Raw genomic sequence first — 20,437 nt, 5'->3', positions numbered from 1 at the left:
GAAGGTCAGGAACGAACCGGTACAAAGACCGGGGCACCATCGGCCTCGACAGTCACCAGGGTCTGGTTATACAGGCGTTCCAGGGCTGAGGGTACCAGCATCTGCTGTGCCGGTCCCCAGCAGGCCTCACCGGAGGGATACAGCAGCAACAGGTGATCGCACCACCGGGCCGCCAGATTCAGGTCGTGCAGACACATAAATACCGACCGGCCTGATGCCGCCTGTCCGGCAAGCAGGCGCATCACCGCCACCTGATGGTGCAGATCCAGGTGGTTGCTGGGTTCGTCCAGCAACCAGATATCCGGTGCCTGGGTCATCAGGGTGGCAATCGCCACCCGCTGGCGTTCACCGCCGGACAGGGTACTGACCAGCCGGTCCCTGAGGTGCCCGACATCCAGCGCGTGCAGCGCCCGCTCGGCAGTCGCGACATCGTCGCCGGTTTCCATCTGCCAGGCGGAAAGCCAGGGGTGGCGACCGATCAGAGCGGTCTCCAGTACCGTCGCCGGGAAACCATCCTGACGGTCCTGGAACACCAGTCCCAGCTGCTGTGACACCGCCTTCCGTTTCAGCGAGGCCAGCGCGTGGTTATCCAGCAGCACCCTGCCGCCATGGGCGGCGCGCAGTCCCGCCAGCGTGTGTAAGAGTGTTGTCTTGCCCACGCCATTGGGGCCCAGAACTCCCCAGACCTGACCGGGCCGAACCTCGAGGTTCAGGGGCGATCCCGGCGCGCGTCCGGGGATGTCGATTATGAGATTGTCGGTGGTCAGCGTGGTCATTACCGGCTCCGGTACAGCAGGAACAGAAACGTGGGAACGCCAATCAGGGCGGTGATTACCCCTACCGGCAGCTGTTCCGGGGCAATCACCACCCGCGCCAGGGTATCCGCCAGTACCAGCAAGGTCCCGCCGGCCAGGGCAGAGGCCGGCAGGATCAGCCGCTGATCGTTACCCAGAGCCAGCCGGAGCATGTGTGGGACCACCAGCCCGACAAAGCCGACGGCACCGGCCAGGGTCACGGCGGTCGCAGTCAGCAGGCTGGCCACCAGGTAGATCAGCCACTCCAGCGACCGGACCGACACTCCCAGGGCCGCCGCCTGCAGCGACCCGCGGGCGAGGACGTTGAGGCTTCGGCCGAGCGGAAACACCAGCAGGCAGACCAGAACCAGCACCGCCAGGCCCGGCCAGGGATGGCCGGCGTGGGAAAGATCCCCCATCAACCAGTACAGCATACCCGGCAACCGACTGGCTGGTGACATGGCCAGGATCAGGGTAATCAGTGCCCCCCAACCGGCGGCTACCACCACACCGGTGAGCAACAGGCGCGAGGGTGTCCAGCTACCACTGCCGTGGGCCAGACCGAATACCAGCAGGGTGGCGAGCACGGCGCCGGCAAAGGCCGAGCCGGAGATCAGGAAACCGGCGGCGCCGGTCAGCATGGCCAACAACGCCCCCACGGCAGCGCCTCCGGAGAGCCCGAGTACGTAGGGATCCGCCAGGGGGTTGCGGAGCAGGACCTGCATCAGGGCACCGGCCACGGCCAGCAGGCCACCGGTGGCGAAGGCGCTGAAAGATCGCGGTAACCTGAGGTCAAGAATCAGGGTTCGGTGCAGCTCGCTGCCGCCGCCGGCCAGCACGGACAAAGTCTCGCCCACGCCAAGATCGGCACTGCCAACACTCACCGACACCAGCATGGCGGCCAGCCCCGCCAGCGCCAGCATGGCCAGTGGCCGGAAGATATCAGAGACGGGCACGGGCCCGCTCCAGAATGGCGCACAACTCCCGTGCACCCTCGAGCATACGGAAGGTGGGGCGTTGCAGAAGTGACGGGGAAACGCGGTAGAGGTTCCCGCTGGCCACCGCGGCAAGGGCCGGATACGCCTTCCAGCTTGCCAGCCAGTCGTGGCCAGGGTCGCCGCGCCCGGCGGTAACAATCACTTCCGGATCGGCAGCCAGCACCGTTTCCACGGAAATCCGGGGCACCAGCCTGGGCAGGTCGGCAAACACATTGGTGCCACCGCACAGGGCGATGGCCTTGCTGATCAGTTCCTCGGCATTAATCGTCATCAGGGGCTGGTCCCAGACCTGATAGAACACCCGCAGCCCGGGGACGTCCCGATACCGGGCCTCCAACGCCTCGATGCCTGACCGGAACGCCTGCGCCTCACGATCCGCAATGGTTGTGTAGCCGGTCAGCCGGCCCAGGCTCTCCACCGACCGCGCGATGTCCCCGAAGGTCCGGGGAGCAAGCCAGAAAACCGGTACGCCCAGATCCGCCAGCCGGTCCAGCTGGGCCCTCGAATTGCCGTCGGTCCAGGCCACCACCAGATCCGGCGCCAGACTGACTATGGCTTCGAGGTCGAGGCGGTTGGCGTCGCCGACCTGCGGCAGAGCTGCCGCCTGCGGTGGGAAGTCACTCCAGGCACTGACCGCCACCACCGAGTTGCCGGCGCCGGCAGAAAACAGCAGTTCGGTGGCACCCGGGGAGAGCGAGACAACACGGCGGGCAGGCTCAGACAGGCATACGTCACGCTCGAGGGCATCGGTTGCGCACAGGTCAGCAGCGGATACTGACGCAGTCAGCGCCAGTACCATCGCCATAGTGCCCCAGACCCGAAATGCCCTCGTCGTCAAATCACGCGGCTCCTGTCAGACCGTTATTGGCGGAAATCATAGCGCACGGATGCCATGTAAGTCCGGCCCGCCGCCAGGTACTCGAACGGCTCGAAGCTTGTACTGTCGTACCCGAGGCTGGTGGAATACCGTCGATCAAACACGTTGGCCACTTTCAGCCCCGCAGACCACCCCGGAAGGAATTCCCAGGCCGCCCGGACATCCATGGTGCCATAACCGGACAGCAGACTGGTGTTGGCGGCATCGTTGTAGCGATCGCTTTCGGCGATGATGCTGGCCCCCAGCGACCAGGTGTCGAACAGCCGGTCGACATCCAGCCGGACGTTCTTCTCGGCGCGGCGGGGCAACCGTTTGCCGGTGTCCCGGTTTTCAGTGTCGGCGTAAGTGACCGCTGCATTGATGTCCCAGTCCGTGGTCTGGAATCCGGAGGACAGTTCGATCCCGCGGATTCTGGCGGTCTCGACATTCTCCATGGTGCCTTCGAAAGTCGCCGGATCGGACACATAGGTAATCAGGTCTTCCACATCGTTCTGGTAGACCGCCACATCCCAGAACCAGGTGTCGTACCGGCCGGAGAAACCGACCTCCACCATCTCGCCTTTTTCCGGATCCAGGTCCGGGTTACCGGAATAAAAGGGTACCTGCAGATAGAGATCATTGAACGTGGGGGCCCTGAAGGAAGTTGCATAGCTCAGGCGCAGACGGTGGGAGCGATCGAACTGCTGACCCAGCGCAATGCCACCGGTCTCTTCCTTGCCGTAGGCTTCGTTGTCATCCAGGCGCAGGCTGAACATCACATCGGTGGCGTCGAAGTTAAGGCGGGCCTGTCCGAAAACGGCGGAGTTGGTCCGGCTGTCCTCGGCAAACTCACTGCTGCCATCCACTTCATCAACCATGAACTCGGAACCGAGTACCAGCTCATGGACCCCGGCCGTCAGGGTGTTTTCCCAGCGGGCCGAGCGGGACAGGGTGTCGAACACGCTCGGATAATCACCAAAGGTATCCTGCTCGTCCCTTGCTTCCGAAAACTGGATGCGGGTCCGCCAGTAGTCGCTGGCGACCGCTTCCAGATACAGTCCGGTCGCCCGGATCATGTAATCGGTGTCGCCGCCCTCGAATTCGGTGTTGCCCTGGGACTGGAACATGGTGACACCCACGCCGCCACCCTGGTCAAAATCATGGCTGACTTTCGCCAGACCGGCCGCGTTGCGGAAGCCCCGGTCCTCGCCCCCCTCGCGCAATTCGGTGCCCTCGGTATCCGAGTACAGACCACCTGCCAGGACAGAGGAGTTGCCCTCCCGGCCGGCCACCCCGGCCGAGGTTCCCAGGGTGTCGTGGGAACCGCCGGACACCTCAGCCCAGCCCTGTCGGCCAGCCTCCGGTTCCAGGGTAAACGCCTGGATGACACCACCTACCGCATCGGCGCCGTAGAGCGAACTCTTGGCGCCGCGTACCACCTCGACTTTGCCCATCAGGTCCGGCGGCAGAAACTGCCAGGGCGGGATGCCGGCGGTCGCAGAGCGCAGACGGATACCATCCAGCAGCAGGACGGTCCCGGAGCTTCCGGCACCGCGCAGGAAGACACTGGTGGTCTTACCGAAGCTGCCGTCAGAGACTACGTTGACGCCTGGCTGCGCCTGGAGCAGGTCACGGAACTCGGCCGGCTGCTGCCGCTCGATGTCGTCCTGCTCAATGACAGTTACCGACGACAGGCTCTCACCAACCGTGTCCGGACCCAGGGTGGCCGTCACGACAATCGGATCAAGGGCATCATTCTGCGCTTCGGACTGGGCGGCAACCGCCAGCGGTAAAGCTGCCAGGGAAACGCCTGCCATCACAGCAGGAAAAGGAAACTTCAACATATCACGTTCTCCGCAAACCGCGCGCACCCGCACGGGAACCAGGTTTTGGTTGCGGAAGAGTCAGGGGGCAGGCGGAAACGGATGGAGATGGAGATACCGGAATACGCCCACCCATGCCGCCCACCGCAACTCCGGGTGTTTTTCCAGGCCGGTCTCCGGGCTTGCAGGCGGAACCCTGGCGGTTCCCGGACAATCACCTTCCCATGCCAGAGGCACAGTGGCGCGTTTGATTGTCGTTTTCCTGCTTACCGTTGCGGGGGCAGCATCGGAATTGCGCTGGCGTACCAGGCTCACCGATTTCCCGTTTCACCCGTCGCGCTTTGCGACGGACACCTGGAAAAAGTGCGGCAAGGCTAGCAACCCTCTGCAAAGTGGTCAACGAAATCCGTCAATTGTGCAGCTGGTCAAAAAATGGCCCGATGTGATGCCCATCACATTTCTACCCATATGTTACAACCTCTCACGTTTGGTCACGGCGCCCGGTGCCGACCAACCACCGCGAACAATAACAACGAGTTGCCGGCCCACCCGGCAACAGAATGGAATGAGAGGTCCCCATGTATAACAAGCAATGGCCCACCGGAATGGCATGGGCATTTGCCGGTGCCCTGTTGATCAGTGGCTGTGGTGGCTCGGACGAAGGTGCAGGCGCACCTCCCGGAGAGTCAACAACCTCGGCCCGAGATCCCGTCGTTGCTCCCGACAACGACACGTTCAAGGAGGCGGTCACGGTCGATCGCTACAGCGTCGCCAACGGCTGTTACACCCTCGAAGCAGAAGGTCGGTATGTGCACGCCGATCCCGGCTCCGGCCGGTATTCGATCACCTCCGATGCAGCCCGGGCCACCGCTTTCCGGCTCCGCCCCACGCGCCTGGGTGCTTACCTGCTAATGTCGGATTATCAGCGCAATGCCGGTGAAGTCGGTCGTTTCGAACTGCTTGGCATCAGTGATCCGGCGGGGGAATTTCTGGATGAGACCGGCAATTTTGTTGGCGAGATCAGCTACCTCATCGCCGGGCTTGGGGATACCACCAATCTGATCCTGGACCCTGTCGCTCCCCTGGGGGATGCCCTGCGGGCCATTGGTGAGAGCCTTGAGTTCACCGGTGATCAGATCGGCGATACCACCGTCAACCCGGCCCTGGCCATGGTCGATGCCCCCAGCGATCTGGCGGTGTGGCAACTTCAGCGATCCGGCCCGGGACCGGTGTTCAACATGGCATCCGATGTAACCGGCCTGATGCTGACAACCACCGAAAACGGCCTGGCCCTGGTGTCACCCTCTCTGATCGACGAATCGGGCGGTTTTGCCCTGCACAAGGCGGAGGGCTGCCAGCAGTACCCGGAAGCAGAACTGAACGCCGAGACGCTTGATGAGCAAGGGCCGGCCATCTACCTGAAAGAGGTGGATCGTTTCCGCAATGTCCGGGGCATCGACAAAGACGACGTGTTCGGCTTCGTCGATACCCACTCCCATATTTCCGCCTATGAGTTCATCGGCGGCCGGGTCAATTACGGCGCCCCTTTCCACCGCTTCGGGGTGACCCACGCCCTGAAAGACTGCGAAGCCGTTCACGGCCCCTGGGGTGCAACCGGTTTCGTGGAGCTGGCCACCAGCGGCATCGGCCTCCACGACACCCAGGGCTGGCCTACCTTCAACGACTGGCCAAGGTACAACTCCCTGCAGCATCACCAGAGCTATTACCGCTGGCTGGAACGGGCCCACCTGGCGGGCATGAAGATCCTGGTCAATCACCTGGTGCACAACGAGATCCTCTGTCGCATCAATCCACAGAAAAAGAACGATTGCGACCCCATGGAATCCATTCTTCTACAGATCCAGCGCATGTATGAAATGCAGGATTACATCGATGCCCAGCACGGCGGCCCGGGCGAGGGCTGGTTCCGGATCGTGACCAGTCCGGGTGAAGCCCGCGAGGTCATCGGGGATGGCAAGCTCGCCGTGGTACTGGGCATCGAGATGTCCAAGGTGTTCAAGTGCGGCGAGTTTCTCGGGATAGCCGAATGCACCCGCGAGGATATCGTCGAACGACTGGATCAGCTCTACCAGCTGGGTGTGCGCAACATCTTTCCGGTCCACAAGTTCGACAATGCCTTCGGTGGTCACCTGCCGGATCTTTCAACCGGCATCGGGATCGGCCCGATCCTGTATGCCGGAAACCTGCTGGAGACCGGCCATCCGGTCGAATTCGAGCAATGCCCGGAGAACGTCGAATACACCGGGGGCGAGCCGGATCAGAATGCCTCGCTCCAGCCTTTTGGCCTGATCGACCAGCTGCTGTACCAGATGGACTACCTGGGCGAACGGTTCCCTGAGACCCCCGAGGAACTGGCCGCTCTCGATCCCCGCCGGGGCACCGACCAGCTCTGCAACCGCCGCGGCCTGAGTGACCTGGGCGACTTCCTCATCGAGGAACTGATTCGCCGCAAGATGATGATTGAAACGGATCACATCAGCCGCAAGGCCGCAGCACGGATTCTGGAAATAACCCGACCGCTGGATTATCCGGTGATCAACAGCCATGGCGGCTGGGGTGGCACCGAGGCCCTCAGGGACCGAATTGCTGCCCAGGGCGGCATCACCGCGTCCTTCGGTGGCACCCGGGAAGACTGGGTACGCAAGCTGACCCGGGATGGCAACCGCCCGCGCAATGAAGACGACAAGGTCGGTCCCTTCGGCGGTGCCGGCTTCGCCTCCGACGTCAACGGCATCGCCCAGCTGGCAGCCAATTCCGGCACCGCCGAGGATGAAGCCGCGCTCTATCCGTTCACCTCCATCGATGGCCGGGTCCGGTTCGACATCCAGCGCACCGGTGACCGTGAGTTCAGCCTCTACGACGGGCGCGGCGTTGCCCACTACGGCCTGTATCCGGACCAGATCGAAGACATGATCCGCAACAGCGCAGCTGATCCCGAGCAGATCGATGACGCCATCAATCAGCTTTTCACCTCCGCCGAAGCCTACCTGCGGATGTGGGAACGAATTGAAAACGCCCCGTTGTAAGGAGAACAACAAGCCATGAACTTCACCAGAATCCAGAACCGTCGGCAACGGGGTCCGTTTGGCCTCATTTCCGTAATGACTGCCCTCGTGTTGCTCACCGGTTGCTTCGGTGGCGGAGGCTCATCGGATGCAACACCGACCGGTGAGAACGCGGGCGATAAAAACAGTGTGGCCGGCAACCGGGTGGAACGCTTCAGTGACGGCCGAACGTTCCGGGTCGATCCCGGACCCGAGGCCACCCACGAGATGATCAACGCCATGATCCAGCTGCGTCCGGGGGATACCCTGGAATTCGGCTGTGGTTTTTTCGAGCTGGATCATGGCCTGCTGATCCAGGCCACCGAGGACGTCCTGATCAAAGGCTGTGGCAAGGACCGTACCGTGCTGTCTTTCCGTGACAGTGACAACGTGACCGGTCTGGAAGCGCTCAACGTTCGCGGCATCACCGTGCGCGACCTGACCATCGCTGATTCCCCGGGTGATGCCTTCAAGCTCAAGGGCGTCAAATGGGGAACGCTGCTGAATGTGCGGGCCATCTGGTCCGGCGGTGGCGACCCCATCACCGCCGATAACTACACCAGCAGGCTGGACGTGCAGTGCACCAACCCGCCGCTGAACGAGGGGGACCCGACTCCGGATTACATCCCCAGCTCTGCCAGTGGCCGCTACGGCATCTATCCGGTGGAATCGGAGAACATCCTGGTGGACAACTCCGAATCCGTCGGCGCCTCGGATGCGGGCATCTACGTGGGTCAGACCAACACCGCGATCATCCGCAACAGCCGGGCCATCTATAACGTTATGGGGTTCGAGATCGAGAACGTCCAGGGCGGCGAATACGACAGCAACGTGGCCGAGTGCAACACCGGCGGTTTCCTGATCTACGATCTGGAGAACATCACCCAGTACGGCGACACCTCGGTGATGCACGACAACGTGGCCCGCAACAACAACACCTACAACTTCGCCCACAGCGGTCTGGTGTCCGCCGTGCCCCGGGGCACGGGTTTCATCACCCTGGGCTACGACAACATCGAGGTCTTCAACAATACCTTCGAGGACCACAGCACTGCAGCGGTCATCTATACGAGCTATGAGCTGATCGACGGCAAGGGCAAGACCTCGGACAAGAAGCTGGACCCGTATACCGAAGGCCTGCACATCCACGACAACGTGATGCGCAACTCCGGTTACGACCTGCCCCCACCCAACTTCGAGAAAGTGCTGCTCGAAGGTCAGGTGGAAACCGTGCTGCCCACGCTGATCGGCCTGAAAAACATCACCAATCCGGGTAAGGGCGCGCACATTGTCTGGGACGGGTTACTGGACGAACTGGATGCGGACTGCCCCTACCCGGTGGACGCCAACGGTGATCCTGTGCCCGCCGATGAAAACGGCAAGCCAATCCACACCAATGAGCACCCGAACCCGTCGTGTCACTACAACGCCTACAAGTTCAACGACGCAGGCGAACGGAAACTGCCCCAGTGGGGTTCCTGTTTTCATGACAACCTGCTGGATCCGGACAGCCAGCCGTACATGAATTTCCATGGCACCGAGGGACTGGAACTCGTCCTGGCGGCAGCAGAGCAGGACACCAGCATCCTCACCCTGGAAGGCCTGCAATCGGTACTGGCAGGTCTGGATGGTGCGGTCGCCGACACAGACCAATCCGTCCACGACTGTCAGGCCCGGTTCGGAAAGGTCCTGCCAGAGTTGCCTCGCGTGGAGATCCCGCCATTCGAGCCCAGCGGCACGATTGATCCGGCGCCAAGCGAGGAATACATCAACCGGCTCTGCAGCAACACAGGCAAACCCGGCAGCGTCAACCGGGAGGCCCTGGCAGTCAACTGTCCCAGACTCGACCAGTACAATCTGTTTGCCGATCCCCACGATCCCCGCAGCATGCCGAACGAGGGCGGGGTTCCTTTCGTACTCAACAGCAAGCTGTTCTCGGACTATGCAACCAAGTACCGGGTCGCCTTCGTGCCGCCGGGAACAAAGGCGGTCTACATGGATGGCCAGGGCGGCGGCAACCTGAACGGCACCATCCACTTCCCCACCGGCACGGTGATCGTCAAGACCTTTGCCTTTACCGACGAGAGCCAGGGCACCGAGGAACTGGTGGAAACCCGCCTGCTGATCAAGCGGGTCAGCGAGAGCGGCAAGGCATTCTGGGATGGTCCCACCTATATCTGGGACAAGGACAGTGAGGGCAATCCCGTGGCAAAACTCGCCCTGGGCGGCGGTACCCGGGCGGTGAGCTGGCATTATCAGGACCCGGTCACCGGGGAACTGCTGTCCGGCAGCACCGACAGTTACGCCATCCCCAACGCCAACCAGTGCATTACCTGCCACAGCAACGATGACGTGGAATCCGGCAGTGCACCGATCGGCCCGAAGCCGCGCAACCTGAACCGTGCCTACGCCCCCGAATCCGCCTTCATGGGCACGCGGGGCCAGGGAGGGTTCCCCCGGGTCAACCAGCTCAAGTACTGGCGGGACCAGGGCATCCTGACCAACGTGCCGGACCTGCAGATCGACGGTCGCGGCGTGGCCACCAACATTGAGCGCCTGCCCCACTGGAACCTGCCGGGTGACAGCGGCGAGACTGCCGGCTCCAACGCCGATGTCGAGGCCCGCCTGCGCGCGTACCTGGAAGTGAACTGCCAGCATTGCCATAACGATCGTGGCGCCGCCTCCAATACCGGGTATTACCTCGACCACTACCGGACCGTGGACGCCGGCTACGGTATCTGCAAGAAACCGACCGCCACCGGCGGTGGCTCCTGTGGCCGTCAGCACATCGTGGTGCCCGGGGATGCCGACAGTTCGATTGTGTCCTGCCGGCTGGCGGATGATTCCGATCCTCAAAGGCGGATGCCGCCCATCGCCCGCAGCGTTACCCACGCCGAAGGAGTGGAGCTGCTGAATTACTGGATCAACAACGTAGTGGACACCGACTACGAAAACGGCGATGCCTGTGGCAACCAGAGCATCTTCCAGTCCCTGAACCCGTAAACGCCCTCCCCGGACAATGGATGGCGACCTTCCGGTCGCCATCCATACACCACCCTCATGGCCAGTTTCCCCTCCGGTTGCTATAGTCCTTGATTAACAACAACTTTCGGACCTCACCCACGGCGCACCAGGGAGCGATATGCAGGCGGAACTCATTGATATCCGGAACCACATGGCCCAGTTCCCCCCGTTTGACGAAATGCCCGAGGAGCTGCTTGATCACGTGGTCGGCGGCGTTGAGGTTCAGTATTTCCGGGCCGGCACGCAGATCCTGGAGTTCGGCCAGGACAACCCGTGGCTCTATTACATTCGCAGTGGTGCCGTGGAGATCTTCCGACGCTCGGGCGAACTCTATAACCGGATCGGAGAGGGCGATATCTTTGGCCAGTTCGGGCTGCTGATGAACAAGACCGTGCGTTTCCCCGCCAAGGCGCTCGAGGATACCCTCATCTACCGGATCCCGGAGGCCACTTTCCAGTACCTGTTTGAAAACGATGACGGTTTTGCCGATTTTGTCGAGACGGAGGACCGGTCCCGGCTGCGATCCGCGGTGTCCCGTCGGGAGAAGTCCAATGACCTGATGACGTCAAAGGTCACCCGTCTGATCTCCCGTGCGCCGGTCTCGGCGCCCTGCACAGTCCGGCTGCAGGAGGCGGCCCGGATCATGACGGATCAGGGCGTTTCGGCGCTGCTGCTGATGGACGAGAGCGGCGACGAGCCCAGGTTAAAGGGCATCATCACCGACCGGGACTTGCGCACGCGGGCTGTCACCGAGGCCCTGCCATCGGAAACCCCCATCAGCGACATCATGTCCGAGGGCCTGATCACCATTCGTGCCAGCGCCTACATATTCGAGGCGATGCTCATGATGCTGCACAACAACGTCCACCACCTGCCGGTCATGGACAAGGACGAGGTGCGGGGCGTCATCGCACTCTCGGACATCGTCAAGTACGAGAGCCAGAGCAGCCTGTACCTGGTCAGCAACATCTACCACCAGAACGACGTCAAGGGCCTCAAGAAGCTCAGCCGGGATGTGCCCGATACCTTTGTCCGGATGGTCAACGAGGACGCCAACTCCCATATGATCGGCAGTGCCATGGCCGGCATCGGCCGCAGTTTCACCCAGCGGCTGCTGGAGCTGGGCGAAGAAAAGCTGGGGCCGCCCCCGATTCCTTACTGTTTCATGGCACTGGGCTCCATGGCCCGGGACGAGCAGCTGGTGGTAACCGACCAGGACAACGCCATGATCCTGGACGACAGCTTCGTGCCCGACGAGCACGACGAATATTTCCAGGCGCTGGCGAAATTTGTCAGCGACGGCCTGGCGGAATGCGGTTACAAGTACTGTACCGGCGAGATCATGGCCACCAACCCGAAATGGCGCCAGCCGCTGCGGGTGTGGAAGGGCTATTTCACGGACTGGATAGAGAACCCCAAGGCCGACGCGCTGCTGAACAGCAACATATTCTTTGATCTGGACGGAATTCACGGCCAGAACGGCTTTGCCGAGGAACTCAAAGCGCTGGTTGCGGAAAAGGCCAGCCACAGCCAACGCTTCCTCTCACTGATGGCACGCAATGCCCTGAACCGGACTCCGCCCCTGGGCTTTTTCCGCACCTTCGTTCTGGAAGAGGATGGCCAGCACCGCAAGACCTTCAACCTGAAACGGCGCGGCACCGCCCCGCTGTCGGATCTGATCCGGATCCATGCCCTGGCCTGTGGCTCCCGGGCCCAGAACTCCTTTGAGCGCCTCAAGGCCATCGGCCAGACCAAGCTCCTTCTGGAGGACGATCTCGGCAACCTGCGCGACGCGCTCGAATTCATTTCCATCGTCCGGATCCGGCACCAGGCCCTGGCTATCGAAGCCGGCCGGGCCCCGGACAACAACGTACGGCCCGAGGATCTTTCCCCCTTCGAGAGAAGCCATCTCAAAGACGCCTTCCAGGTGGTCAGTAACGCCCAGAAATTCCTGCGCTTCCGCTACAACGCTCAGGTAGGCCGCAATGCCCAGTAATCCGGATGATCAGGTGAGCAACCCGAAAGCCACCTGGCCGGAGCAGTACCGGACACTGGCCGACCAGGCCAGGTCCCCGCTGCTCAAGGCCTTCTACGAGGCGGGCTGCGTCGACCCGGATACTCCGATGTCGGATGTCCCGCTGGTGGCAGTGGATTTCGAAACCACGGGACTCGACCCCAACCAGCATTCCATCGTCAGTGTCGGTCTGGTGCCCTTTACCCTGAACGGTATTCAGCTGAGCCGTTGCTGGCACCAGGTGGTGCGCCCGGCACTACCCCTGCATCAAACTTCCATCGAGGTGCATGGCATCACCCACTCCGACATCGACAAAGCCCCGGACCTGGCCGAGGTCCTGGACAAAATGTTCAGCTACCTGAACGGTCGGGTCCCGGTCGTCCATTACCGGGAGATCGAACGGCCATTTTTCAATGTGGCACTGCAATGGCGACTGGGGGAGGGCATCCGGTTCCCGGTGATCGATACCATGGCGATTGAGGCCCACCTGTATCCCGACCGGCGGCCGGGCCGCTGGCAACGTTTGCTGGGCCGCAAGCCCGTATCGATTCGGCTTGCAGACAGCCGGCTGCGCTATGGGTTGCCCCATTACGCCTCCCACAACGCGCTGATCGATGCCATCGCCACCGCCGAGCTGCTGCAGGCCCAGGTTTACCACCATTTCGGGCCCAACACGCCGGTCAAGGATCTGTGGCTCTGAACGAGGGTCAGGACTGCTCCCCCGTGACCTCGTCAATGTACTCCCCGTAACCCTCGGCCTCCATCTGCTCCAGGGGAATGAAGCGGAGCGCCGCAGAATTCATGCAGTAACGCAGCCCGGTGGGGGCCGGTCCGTCATTGAAGACATGGCCCAGGTGCGAGTCGGCATAACGGCTACGGATTTCGGTGCGGGTCGTCCACAGAATTCGATCCTCCCTTTCAACCACGGCATCCGGGTGAATCGGGCGGGTGAAGCTCGGCCAACCGGTGCCGGACTTGTACTTGTCCCTGGAAGAGAACAACGGTTCTCCCGACACAATATCGACGTACAACCCCGGACGTTTGTTGTCCCAGTATGCATTGTTGAAGGCTCGCTCGGTCCCGTCCTCCTGGGTGACTTCGAACTGGATATCGGTCAGGCGTTTCTTCAGGGTTTTCCGGTCGGGCTTCACGAAGGCCTGCGGGTCAAAGCCCTCGCTCTGCCCGTCTGATTCCATGGCCGCCGGCCTGAACTTCGAGAAATCCAGCTCATAGTTCTCACCATAGATTTTCTCGATGAACTGGTAGCGTCCGGAATTGAAGGTGTAGAACTTGTAGCGCAATGGATTCTTCTTGTAATAATCCTGGTGGTACTTCTCCGCCGGATAGAAGGTGTCCAGCGGTACGATTTCAATCACCACCGGCTTGTCGTAGATACCCGACGCCTGCAGCTCCTGCTTGGCGGCCTCGGCCAGACGCTTCTGTTCGGGATTGTGGTAGAAGATCGCCGGCCGGTACTGCTTGCCCCGATCGACAAACTGGCCATTGGCGTCGGTGGGATCCATCATCCGCCACAGGCCCTGCAACAGCCCCTCGTAGGTGATTTCATCCGGGTCGTAGTAGACCTGGACCGCCTCGGTATGACCGGTGCTGCCTGACGAGACCTGCTTGTAGGTGGGATTTTCGACACTGCCACCGGCATAGCCGGAAACCGCCTCGACCACGCCGGGCACCTTCTCGTACCCAGCTTCCACACACCAGAAGCAGCCGCCAGCGAAGGTCGCGACCGCCAGGTCCGGGTTCTCCGGGGCGAATTCGGTATCGTGCCTGTCTGCGGTGGCGAGTGACGTATATGCCACGCCTGCCACTAGCAGGGACAGCACGAGGGCAAAACCTGAGTTTCTGCGTTTCATGGTACATCTCCTGTGTTTGATACCATGCTGTCAGCCTAACCCTGTGGCTTCACGAAACCGTTCACGGAGTATTACGAATCTATAACGGCGTGGATTTTCCGGGCGTTACCCGGTGCTGGCGAGCGGCAAACGGACCCGGAACTGGGCACCGGTCGGATCGAGGTTCCGAACCTCGATCCGACCCTGCTGGAGATCCACCATACGCCGGGCGATGGCGAGGCCCAGGCCCGCATGACCGGCGTTTGCTGCCCCGCCCCCCTGGTAGAAAGGTTCGAACAGGTGGGCGCTGTCTTGCGGGTCGATGCCCGCGCCGGCATCCGAGACAGTCAGCAGCACGGCATCCCCGTCCTGCCGGACGGCCAGGGCCACCTCGCTGTTGGCCGGGGCGTGGGCAATGGCATTGCTGATCAGGTTGTCGAGGACACGCTCGGTCATGGCAATGTCCGCCATCACCATGACTCCGTCAGCGTCAGTGATCCGGAGCCGTACCGATGCACGCTCCGCTTCAGGCTGGTGTTTCTGGACCACATCGTGCAGCAGTTCTGCCATCATGAAGGGTTCCGGGGACGGCTGTTTCTCCCGGGCTTCCAGCGCGGCCAGCTCGAACAGCTCCTCGACCAGCCGGCCGAGGCGCCAGGTTTCCGCCAGGGCAACGTCCAGGAAACGGGCTCGCTCAGCGGAATCCAGGTCCGCCTGTTTCATTTTCAGGGCCTCCAGGTAGCCCTGGATAGACGCCAGTGGCGTGCGCAGGTCATGGGAGACCTGGGCAACCATCTGCCGACGCTGGTGGTCCTTGTCTTTCAGAAGATCCATCTGGGCGGCAATCCGACCGGCCATCTGTTCGAACCGTGCTGCCAGGTAATCGATGTCGTCCCCCCGGGAGACGGGGAATTCCCGTGTCTCCGGGAGCAGAAGCTCGCCGTTAATTTCGAAGTTTTCCACCCGCTCGGTCAGTCGGGACAGTCTCCGCGTCAGCAGGTGAAAGAACACCAACCCTGCCAGAAGGCCGACAACCAGGCTGATTGCCAGGGCTCCCGCCCCCATCTGCAGCAACTGATTGCTGTGCACCATGCTCTCGGCAAGGTCATATTCCTCGCCCCGGAGCACGACGTACAGATAGCCCGAGCGGCCATTCTCGAAAGGCACAGGGGTTACCGAAAACACCTTGCGACGGTCGTGACTGCGGGGGTCATCCCCCGGGAGCGGGAAAGCACCGGGTTGGGCAAGCAGAGTCCGGATCGGCTCCAGGGAAACCCGATTGCGCTTGATCCGGTCCGGGTCAGCGGAGTAGGACAGGATCTGGCCTTCCGGGCCCAGCAGGTAGATCTCGATACCCGGGTTGATGGTCATGTACAGGTCGAACAGTTTTTTCAGGGCTTCCTGATCGAGCTGGCCCTCTGTCACCAGATTACGGTCGGATACCAGATTCCGGGCCAGGTCGCGATTGAGTTCCTGATTGACGGCAGCGGTGTACTCACGCACCGAATAGAGGCTGAGGAACGTGAACAGGCCGCCCACAATGACCAGCAGCAGGAACAGACCGAGCGCCAGCCGGGCATAGAGCGTTCGGAACAGTGACAGCGCCATGATTCAGTCCATAAACCGGTAACCGACGCCCCAGACCGTCTGGATGTATCGGGGCTGGGCCGGGTCGGCCTCGATCTTGTTCCGAAGCCGATTGATGTGGGTGTTGACCGTATGCTCATAGCCTTCATGGTTGTAACCCCACACCGCATCCAGTAACTGGGCACGGCTGAACACCCGGCCACGGTGACGAACAAAATGCCAGAGCAGATCGAATTCCCGGGCAGTCAGCTCAACCTCCTGGTCGTTCCTGAAGACGCGATGACGAACCGGATCTATCCGGAGGCCCTCCACCACCACCTCTTCTGTTTCACTCTCGTCGGTGTGCCCGGATGACAGGGCATCGACCCGGCGAAACAGGGCCTTGATACGGGCGGCCAGCTCGGCCACGCTGAACGGCTTGGTCAGGTAGTCATCGGCCCCCATCTCCAGGCCAAGCACCCGGTCCAGCTCGGAACTCTTGGCCGTCAGCATCAGCACCGGAACGTAACCGGTACCCGAGCGGATTTCCCGGCACACCGCCAGGCCATCCATCCCGGGAAGCATCAGGTCCAGGATCACCAGGTCGATCCCGCCCTGATGGAAACGCTCGATGCCCTCATCACCACGGCCGGCAAGAATGGCCCGCATACCCAGGTCGGTCACCTGCATACGCACCAACTCGCCAATACCGGGGTTATCCTCAATGATCAGTACGGTTCGCGTCATGGTTTCCTGGCCCTGATGGGCATTTCCGGCAATGATTATTCCATGGTGTCGTTGTCCATAGTGTCGTCCATGGGCATGGTCTTGTCGTCCATGGACATGCTGTCCATGTCGTCCTCTTCCATACCCTTCATGGTATCGTCTTTCATGCCGTGCTCCATGTCATTGGTCATGTCCTCTTTTTCCATGCCTTTTTCCATGGATTCTTCCGCCATCATCCCGTCGTCTTTCATGGTCTCGTCGGACGCCCCCATGTCGTCGGCAAGAGCAAACGAGGCGCCAACGCCCAGCATGACGGCCACAAACATTCGTGTCAGTGATTGCATGATAATCTCTCCGTGTGGTTCTCAAGGGTGCGGGCACCAGTGGCCCGCCTCACGGAAAAGATTCGCAGCATAGATTTACGGCAGCGTCACACCCGGATAAAGAGTCTATCGCGGAAATATCACGAAATGATCACGCCTGTCGCCGGCTACAGGAAGCTGGCCAGTCGCTCACGCACAATGGCATTGGCCTCGGCCATGATCCGGCTGATCAGTTCGTCGCAGCTGGGAATGTCGTGGATCAGTCCGGCCACCATGCCGCAGCTCCAGGCCGCTTCGTCCATGCGGCCCTCGTGGAGTACCAGCTTGCCCTTGGCGCCAGTCACCAGGTGGCGGATGTCGTCAATGGTGGTGGCGTCGCCCTTCTCGGCTTCAATGCGGATGATTTCATCCACGGCCCGGTTGCGAAGGACCCGCTCGGTATTCCGGAGCGGGCGCATGATCAGCCGGGTCTGTAATTCATCCGAGTCGACAATGGTCTCTTTCACCCGCTCATGTATCGGGGCTTCGCGAGTCGCCAGAAAGCGGGTGCCCATGTTCATACCCTCGGCGCCCAGCGCCATGGCAGCCACCAGACTCCGGCCATCCGCCATGCCACCGGAGGCCACGAACGGAATGGTCAGTGCCTCGGCGGCCCGCGGCAGCAGGATGAAATTGGGAATGTCATCCTCGCCGGGGTGGCCGGCGCACTCAAAGCCATCGACGCTGACCGCGTCACAACCGATACGCTCGGCCTTGAGGGCGTGGCGCACCGAGGTACACTTGTGTATCACCCGGATACCGGCAGTTTTCAGCTGATCCATGTACTTTTCCGGGCTCCGGCCGGCGGTTTCCACGATTTTCACACCGCCGTCGATGATCGCCTGGATGTAGTCCGGATAGGGCGGCTCCTTGAACGACGGCAGAAACGTGAGATTGACACCGAAGGGCTTGTCCGTCATTTCCCGACATCGGGCAATTTCCCGCGCCAGATCCTCGGGCGTCGGCTGGGTCAGGGCTGTCAGGATACCCAGGCCACCGGCATTGGATACCGCCGCTGCCAGTTCGGCGTAGCCGACCCAGTGCATGCCGCCCTGGATGATGGGGTGTTCAATGCCAAACAGCTCGGTAATTCGTGTCTTCATAGCGGCGTTCTCTTTTTGTCGTTAGAATGAAATCGAATTTGGATAAGAGGTTCCAGTGACAGCCAGAACAATAACGAAAGCGACACCGGCCGATGCCTTCAAGCGCGCGCGGCGGATGTGGCTGAAGGGCGAGCGTATCCACCTTGCATCCCTCTCGGACGAACTCAATATCGGCCGGGCCACGCTGTTTCGCTGGGTCGGCAACAAGGACCTGCTGATTGGCGAAGTCCTCTGGTCGCTCTACGAGCCGGTCCGGCAGGAAGCGCTGGCCGTCACCCCGGGGCACGGTGTTGACTACGTGGTCGGGGTTTACCGGCACATCAACTCCACCGTCATGCATTTCGAGCCTTTACGCCGCTTCATCAACGAAGATCCGGAGTACGCACTCAAGATCCTGACCTCATCCAAATCGACGTTGCGCAGCCGCACCGTCGAGGCAAACACCCGCCTGCTCCGGGACCAGGTAGCCAAGGGCTACATCACGCCGCCGATGAACATAGACAGCCTGTCCTCATTCATGGTCCGTCTCGCCGAATCCTGCCTTTACAGCGACATCCTCGGGGGGCGTGAACCCCGGGATGAAGAGCTGGAAGACGCCTGCACCGCGGTCCGGATCCTGCTGGGCGGCAAGGCCTGAGGTGAAGCTGGGGTCAGAAGAAGGTTTTCTTCAGACCCCGGGAACTTCGGCAGTTCGGATCCTGCTTGGGGGCAAGGCTTAAGAAGGGGTCAGAAGAAGGCTTTCTTCAGACCCCGGGTTTGAGCGTGAAGTCGGGGTCTGATGAACGCTTTCATCTGACCCCTTTTTCAGACCCCAGGTACAACGCCCACTCCGCCTCACAGCTGCAGCGACCGAACCTCCAGGAACTCCTCCAGCCCCCACTTGCCAAACTCCCGGCCGAGACCGGAATGGCCAAAGCCACCGAACGGCGCCAACGGGTTGAAAGCACCACCGTTAACGGTCACCTGACCGGTGCGCAGCTTGCCCGCGACCTTCTTCGCATGGTCGTCATCAGCGGACCAGACGGCGCCGGACAGACCGTAGGGCGTGCCATTGGCAATGCGGATCGCCTCGGCCTCGTCGTTGTAGGGGATGACGCACAGCACCGGTCCGAAGATCTCTTCCTGCGCGATGCGGCTGTCCGGTTTAACGTTACCGAACACGGTCGCCTTGACGAAGTAACCCTTCTCACAACCTTCCGGTGCTTCTGGACCGCCCGCCACCAGCGTCGCGCCTTCCTCGATACCGAGCTTGATGTAGTCGATCACCCGATCAAGCTGCTGCGCGGATGACAGCGGGCCCAGACGGGTGGTTTCCTCGAGCGGATTGCCCGGGGTCATCTTGGCCACGGCGGCGGCCGCCAGTTCACAGGCCTCATCGTGCTTGTCCGCCGGCACCAGCATGCGGGTCAGCGCGGTGCAGGTCTGACCGGAGTTCAGCAGGCAGTTGTTCACGGTGCCTTTGACCGCGCCGGCGAGCTCGGCGTCCGGGAGAATGACCGAGGCCGACTTGCCCCCCATTTCCAGCGCAATGCGTTTGAAGTCGTCGGCGGCGGCATGAGCGATCAGGTGACCGGTCCGGGTCGAGCCGGTGAAGGACACCATGCGTACGTCCGGATGCTTGATCAGGGTGTCGCCGACGGTCTGGCCGAGGCCACACACCATGTTGAACACGCCCTTGGGCAGATCGGTGCCGTCGAGGATTTCCGCCAGGATGTACGCCGTCTGGGGCGCGATTTCCGACGGCTTCAGCACCACGGTGCAACCGGCGGCAATGGCCGGTACGATCTTCAGGATCACCTGGTGCAGCGGGTAGTTCCAGGGGGTGATACAGCCGACCACACCCACCGGCGCGTACTGCACCTCCGAATTGCCGGACTGCTCGGTGAACGGGAACTCCGGCAACATCTTCAGGTAGGTCTTGGTGACCGCCGCCGGCATGCCGGCCTGGATGGGTGTGGCCAGTTTGATCGGCATGCCCACTTCCCGGCTCACGGTCTCGGCAATTTCCGGCGCCCGCTCCTTGAGTCCCGCGTGCAGCTGCTCCAGCACTTTCAGGCGCTGCTCCAGGCTGCTTTCGGACCAACTCTCGAACGCAGCGTCGGCGGCGGCGATGGCCTGTTCCATCTGCTCGCGACCGGAGGCGGGCACCCGGGCAATGACATCGCCGGTACCGGCCTCGTGGACATCGATCAGCTCGCCATTCCAGTCGACCCACTGGCCGTTGATGTAATTCTTGCTCAATTCGTTCATATGCTC

At 61.8% G+C, this 20,437-nt stretch carries 15 protein-coding genes and 1 riboswitch; of the genes, 5 read left to right on the top strand and 10 right to left on the bottom strand.

Annotated elements, in window-relative coordinates; all coding sequences use genetic code 11:
• Positions 1-5 precede the first annotated feature (5 nt).
• From MD273_RS12530 to MD273_RS12515, 4 genes are read right to left on the bottom strand one after another with little or no spacing between them, the layout of a single operon-like run.
• On the bottom strand, positions 6-776 hold the full coding sequence (locus MD273_RS12530; protein WP_239038124.1) for an ABC transporter ATP-binding protein: 771 nt from the start codon (positions 774-776) through the stop codon (positions 6-8).
• The gene (locus MD273_RS12525) at positions 776-1,717 is read right to left on the bottom strand and encodes a FecCD family ABC transporter permease (protein WP_353050316.1); all 942 of its coding nucleotides are present in this window, start codon (positions 1,715-1,717) and stop codon (positions 776-778) included. The genes MD273_RS12530 and MD273_RS12525 overlap by 1 nt, the downstream gene beginning before the upstream one ends.
• A 19-nt stretch (positions 1,718-1,736) precedes the next feature.
• Positions 1,737-2,630, bottom strand: coding sequence for a cobalamin-binding protein (locus MD273_RS12520; protein WP_239038122.1), 894 nt, complete (start codon positions 2,628-2,630; stop codon positions 1,737-1,739).
• Between the two features lie 23 nt (positions 2,631-2,653).
• On the bottom strand, positions 2,654-4,492 hold the full coding sequence (locus tag MD273_RS12515) for a TonB-dependent receptor plug domain-containing protein (protein ID WP_239038121.1): 1,839 nt from the start codon (positions 4,490-4,492) through the stop codon (positions 2,654-2,656).
• 129 nt (positions 4,493-4,621) lie between these two features.
• Positions 4,622-4,844, bottom strand: a riboswitch (cobalamin riboswitch).
• A 205-nt stretch (positions 4,845-5,049) separates the two neighbouring features.
• Here MD273_RS12515 and MD273_RS12510 point away from each other — a divergent pair.
• The 4 genes from MD273_RS12510 to MD273_RS12495 all read left to right on the top strand — a co-directional run bounded on the left by MD273_RS12510 (position 5,050) and on the right by MD273_RS12495 (position 13,274).
• Positions 5,050-7,518 carry an amidohydrolase family protein gene (locus MD273_RS12510; protein ID WP_239038120.1) on the top strand — a complete coding sequence of 823 codons (2,469 nt, stop codon included), beginning with the start codon at positions 5,050-5,052 and terminating at the stop codon, positions 7,516-7,518.
• 15 nt (positions 7,519-7,533) lie between these two features.
• Complete coding sequence (locus MD273_RS12505) at positions 7,534-10,539, top strand: parallel beta-helix domain-containing protein (protein ID WP_239038119.1); 3,006 nt, start codon at positions 7,534-7,536, stop codon at positions 10,537-10,539.
• Positions 10,540-10,678: 139 nt separating this feature from the next.
• The gene (locus MD273_RS12500; protein WP_239038118.1) at positions 10,679-12,556 is read left to right on the top strand and encodes a putative nucleotidyltransferase substrate binding domain-containing protein; all 1,878 of its coding nucleotides are present in this window, start codon (positions 10,679-10,681) and stop codon (positions 12,554-12,556) included.
• The gene (locus MD273_RS12495; protein ID WP_239038117.1) at positions 12,546-13,274 is read left to right on the top strand and encodes a 3'-5' exonuclease; all 729 of its coding nucleotides are present in this window, start codon (positions 12,546-12,548) and stop codon (positions 13,272-13,274) included. The genes MD273_RS12500 and MD273_RS12495 overlap by 11 nt, the downstream gene beginning before the upstream one ends.
• A 7-nt stretch (positions 13,275-13,281) precedes the next feature.
• Here the strand turns inward: MD273_RS12495 and msrA are convergent, their stop codons facing one another.
• From msrA to MD273_RS12470, 5 genes are all read right to left on the bottom strand, one after another.
• Positions 13,282-14,445 (bottom strand): peptide-methionine (S)-S-oxide reductase MsrA, encoded by a 1,164-nt coding sequence (msrA, locus tag MD273_RS12490; RefSeq protein ID WP_239038116.1) that lies wholly within the window; start codon positions 14,443-14,445, stop codon positions 13,282-13,284.
• A 105-nt stretch (positions 14,446-14,550) separates the two neighbouring features.
• The gene (locus MD273_RS12485; protein WP_239038115.1) at positions 14,551-16,032 is read right to left on the bottom strand and encodes a sensor histidine kinase; all 1,482 of its coding nucleotides are present in this window, start codon (positions 16,030-16,032) and stop codon (positions 14,551-14,553) included.
• Between the two features lie 3 nt (positions 16,033-16,035).
• Complete coding sequence (locus MD273_RS12480; RefSeq protein ID WP_239038114.1) at positions 16,036-16,737, bottom strand: response regulator transcription factor; 702 nt, start codon at positions 16,735-16,737, stop codon at positions 16,036-16,038.
• Positions 16,738-16,772: 35 nt separating this feature from the next.
• Positions 16,773-17,060 (bottom strand): hypothetical protein, encoded by a 288-nt coding sequence (locus tag MD273_RS12475; RefSeq protein WP_239038113.1) that lies wholly within the window; start codon positions 17,058-17,060, stop codon positions 16,773-16,775.
• 146 nt (positions 17,061-17,206) lie between these two features.
• Positions 17,207-18,181, bottom strand: coding sequence for an NAD(P)H-dependent flavin oxidoreductase (locus tag MD273_RS12470; protein WP_239038112.1), 975 nt, complete (start codon positions 18,179-18,181; stop codon positions 17,207-17,209).
• 55 nt (positions 18,182-18,236) lie between these two features.
• Between MD273_RS12470 and MD273_RS12465 the strand changes: the two genes are divergently transcribed.
• Positions 18,237-18,818, top strand: coding sequence for a QsdR family transcriptional regulator (locus tag MD273_RS12465; protein WP_239038111.1), 582 nt, complete (start codon positions 18,237-18,239; stop codon positions 18,816-18,818).
• A 197-nt stretch (positions 18,819-19,015) separates the two neighbouring features.
• Here MD273_RS12465 and MD273_RS12460 read toward each other — a convergent pair whose 3' ends face one another.
• The gene (locus MD273_RS12460; RefSeq protein WP_239038110.1) at positions 19,016-20,431 is read right to left on the bottom strand and encodes an aldehyde dehydrogenase family protein; all 1,416 of its coding nucleotides are present in this window, start codon (positions 20,429-20,431) and stop codon (positions 19,016-19,018) included.
• Between the last annotated feature and the right edge of the window lie 6 nt (positions 20,432-20,437).

Source organism: Marinobacter sp. C7 (assembly GCF_022343555.1).
Taxonomy (GTDB): Bacteria; Pseudomonadota; Gammaproteobacteria; order Pseudomonadales; family Oleiphilaceae; genus Marinobacter.
The sequence above is the reverse complement of the archived record's forward strand: the minus strand, read 5'-3'. Positions and strand labels throughout refer to the sequence as shown.

Bases quoted from the DNA above. Each gene is read 5' to 3' on its own strand.
- MD273_RS12530 (WP_239038124.1), bottom strand. From the start codon at position 776: ATGACCACGCTGACCACCGACAATCTCATAATCGACATCCCCGGACGC.
- MD273_RS12495 (WP_239038117.1), top strand. From the start codon at position 12,546: ATGCCCAGTAATCCGGATGATCAGGTGAGCAACCCGAAAGCCACCTGG.
- MD273_RS12500 (WP_239038118.1), top strand. From the start codon at position 10,679: ATGCAGGCGGAACTCATTGATATCCGGAACCACATGGCCCAGTTCCCC.
- MD273_RS12505 (WP_239038119.1), top strand. From the start codon at position 7,534: ATGAACTTCACCAGAATCCAGAACCGTCGGCAACGGGGTCCGTTTGGC.
- msrA (WP_239038116.1), bottom strand. From the start codon at position 14,445: ATGAAACGCAGAAACTCAGGTTTTGCCCTCGTGCTGTCCCTGCTAGTG.
- MD273_RS12475 (WP_239038113.1), bottom strand. From the start codon at position 17,060: ATGCAATCACTGACACGAATGTTTGTGGCCGTCATGCTGGGCGTTGGC.
- MD273_RS12525 (WP_353050316.1), bottom strand. From the start codon at position 1,717: ATGCTGGCGCTGGCGGGGCTGGCCGCCATGCTGGTGTCGGTGAGTGTT.
- MD273_RS12480 (WP_239038114.1), bottom strand. From the start codon at position 16,737: ATGACGCGAACCGTACTGATCATTGAGGATAACCCCGGTATTGGCGAG.
- MD273_RS12485 (WP_239038115.1), bottom strand. From the start codon at position 16,032: ATGGCGCTGTCACTGTTCCGAACGCTCTATGCCCGGCTGGCGCTCGGT.
- MD273_RS12510 (WP_239038120.1), top strand. From the start codon at position 5,050: ATGTATAACAAGCAATGGCCCACCGGAATGGCATGGGCATTTGCCGGT.
- MD273_RS12470 (WP_239038112.1), bottom strand. From the start codon at position 18,181: ATGAAGACACGAATTACCGAGCTGTTTGGCATTGAACACCCCATCATC.
- MD273_RS12515 (WP_239038121.1), bottom strand. From the start codon at position 4,492: ATGTTGAAGTTTCCTTTTCCTGCTGTGATGGCAGGCGTTTCCCTGGCA.
- MD273_RS12460 (WP_239038110.1), bottom strand. From the start codon at position 20,431: ATGAACGAATTGAGCAAGAATTACATCAACGGCCAGTGGGTCGACTGG.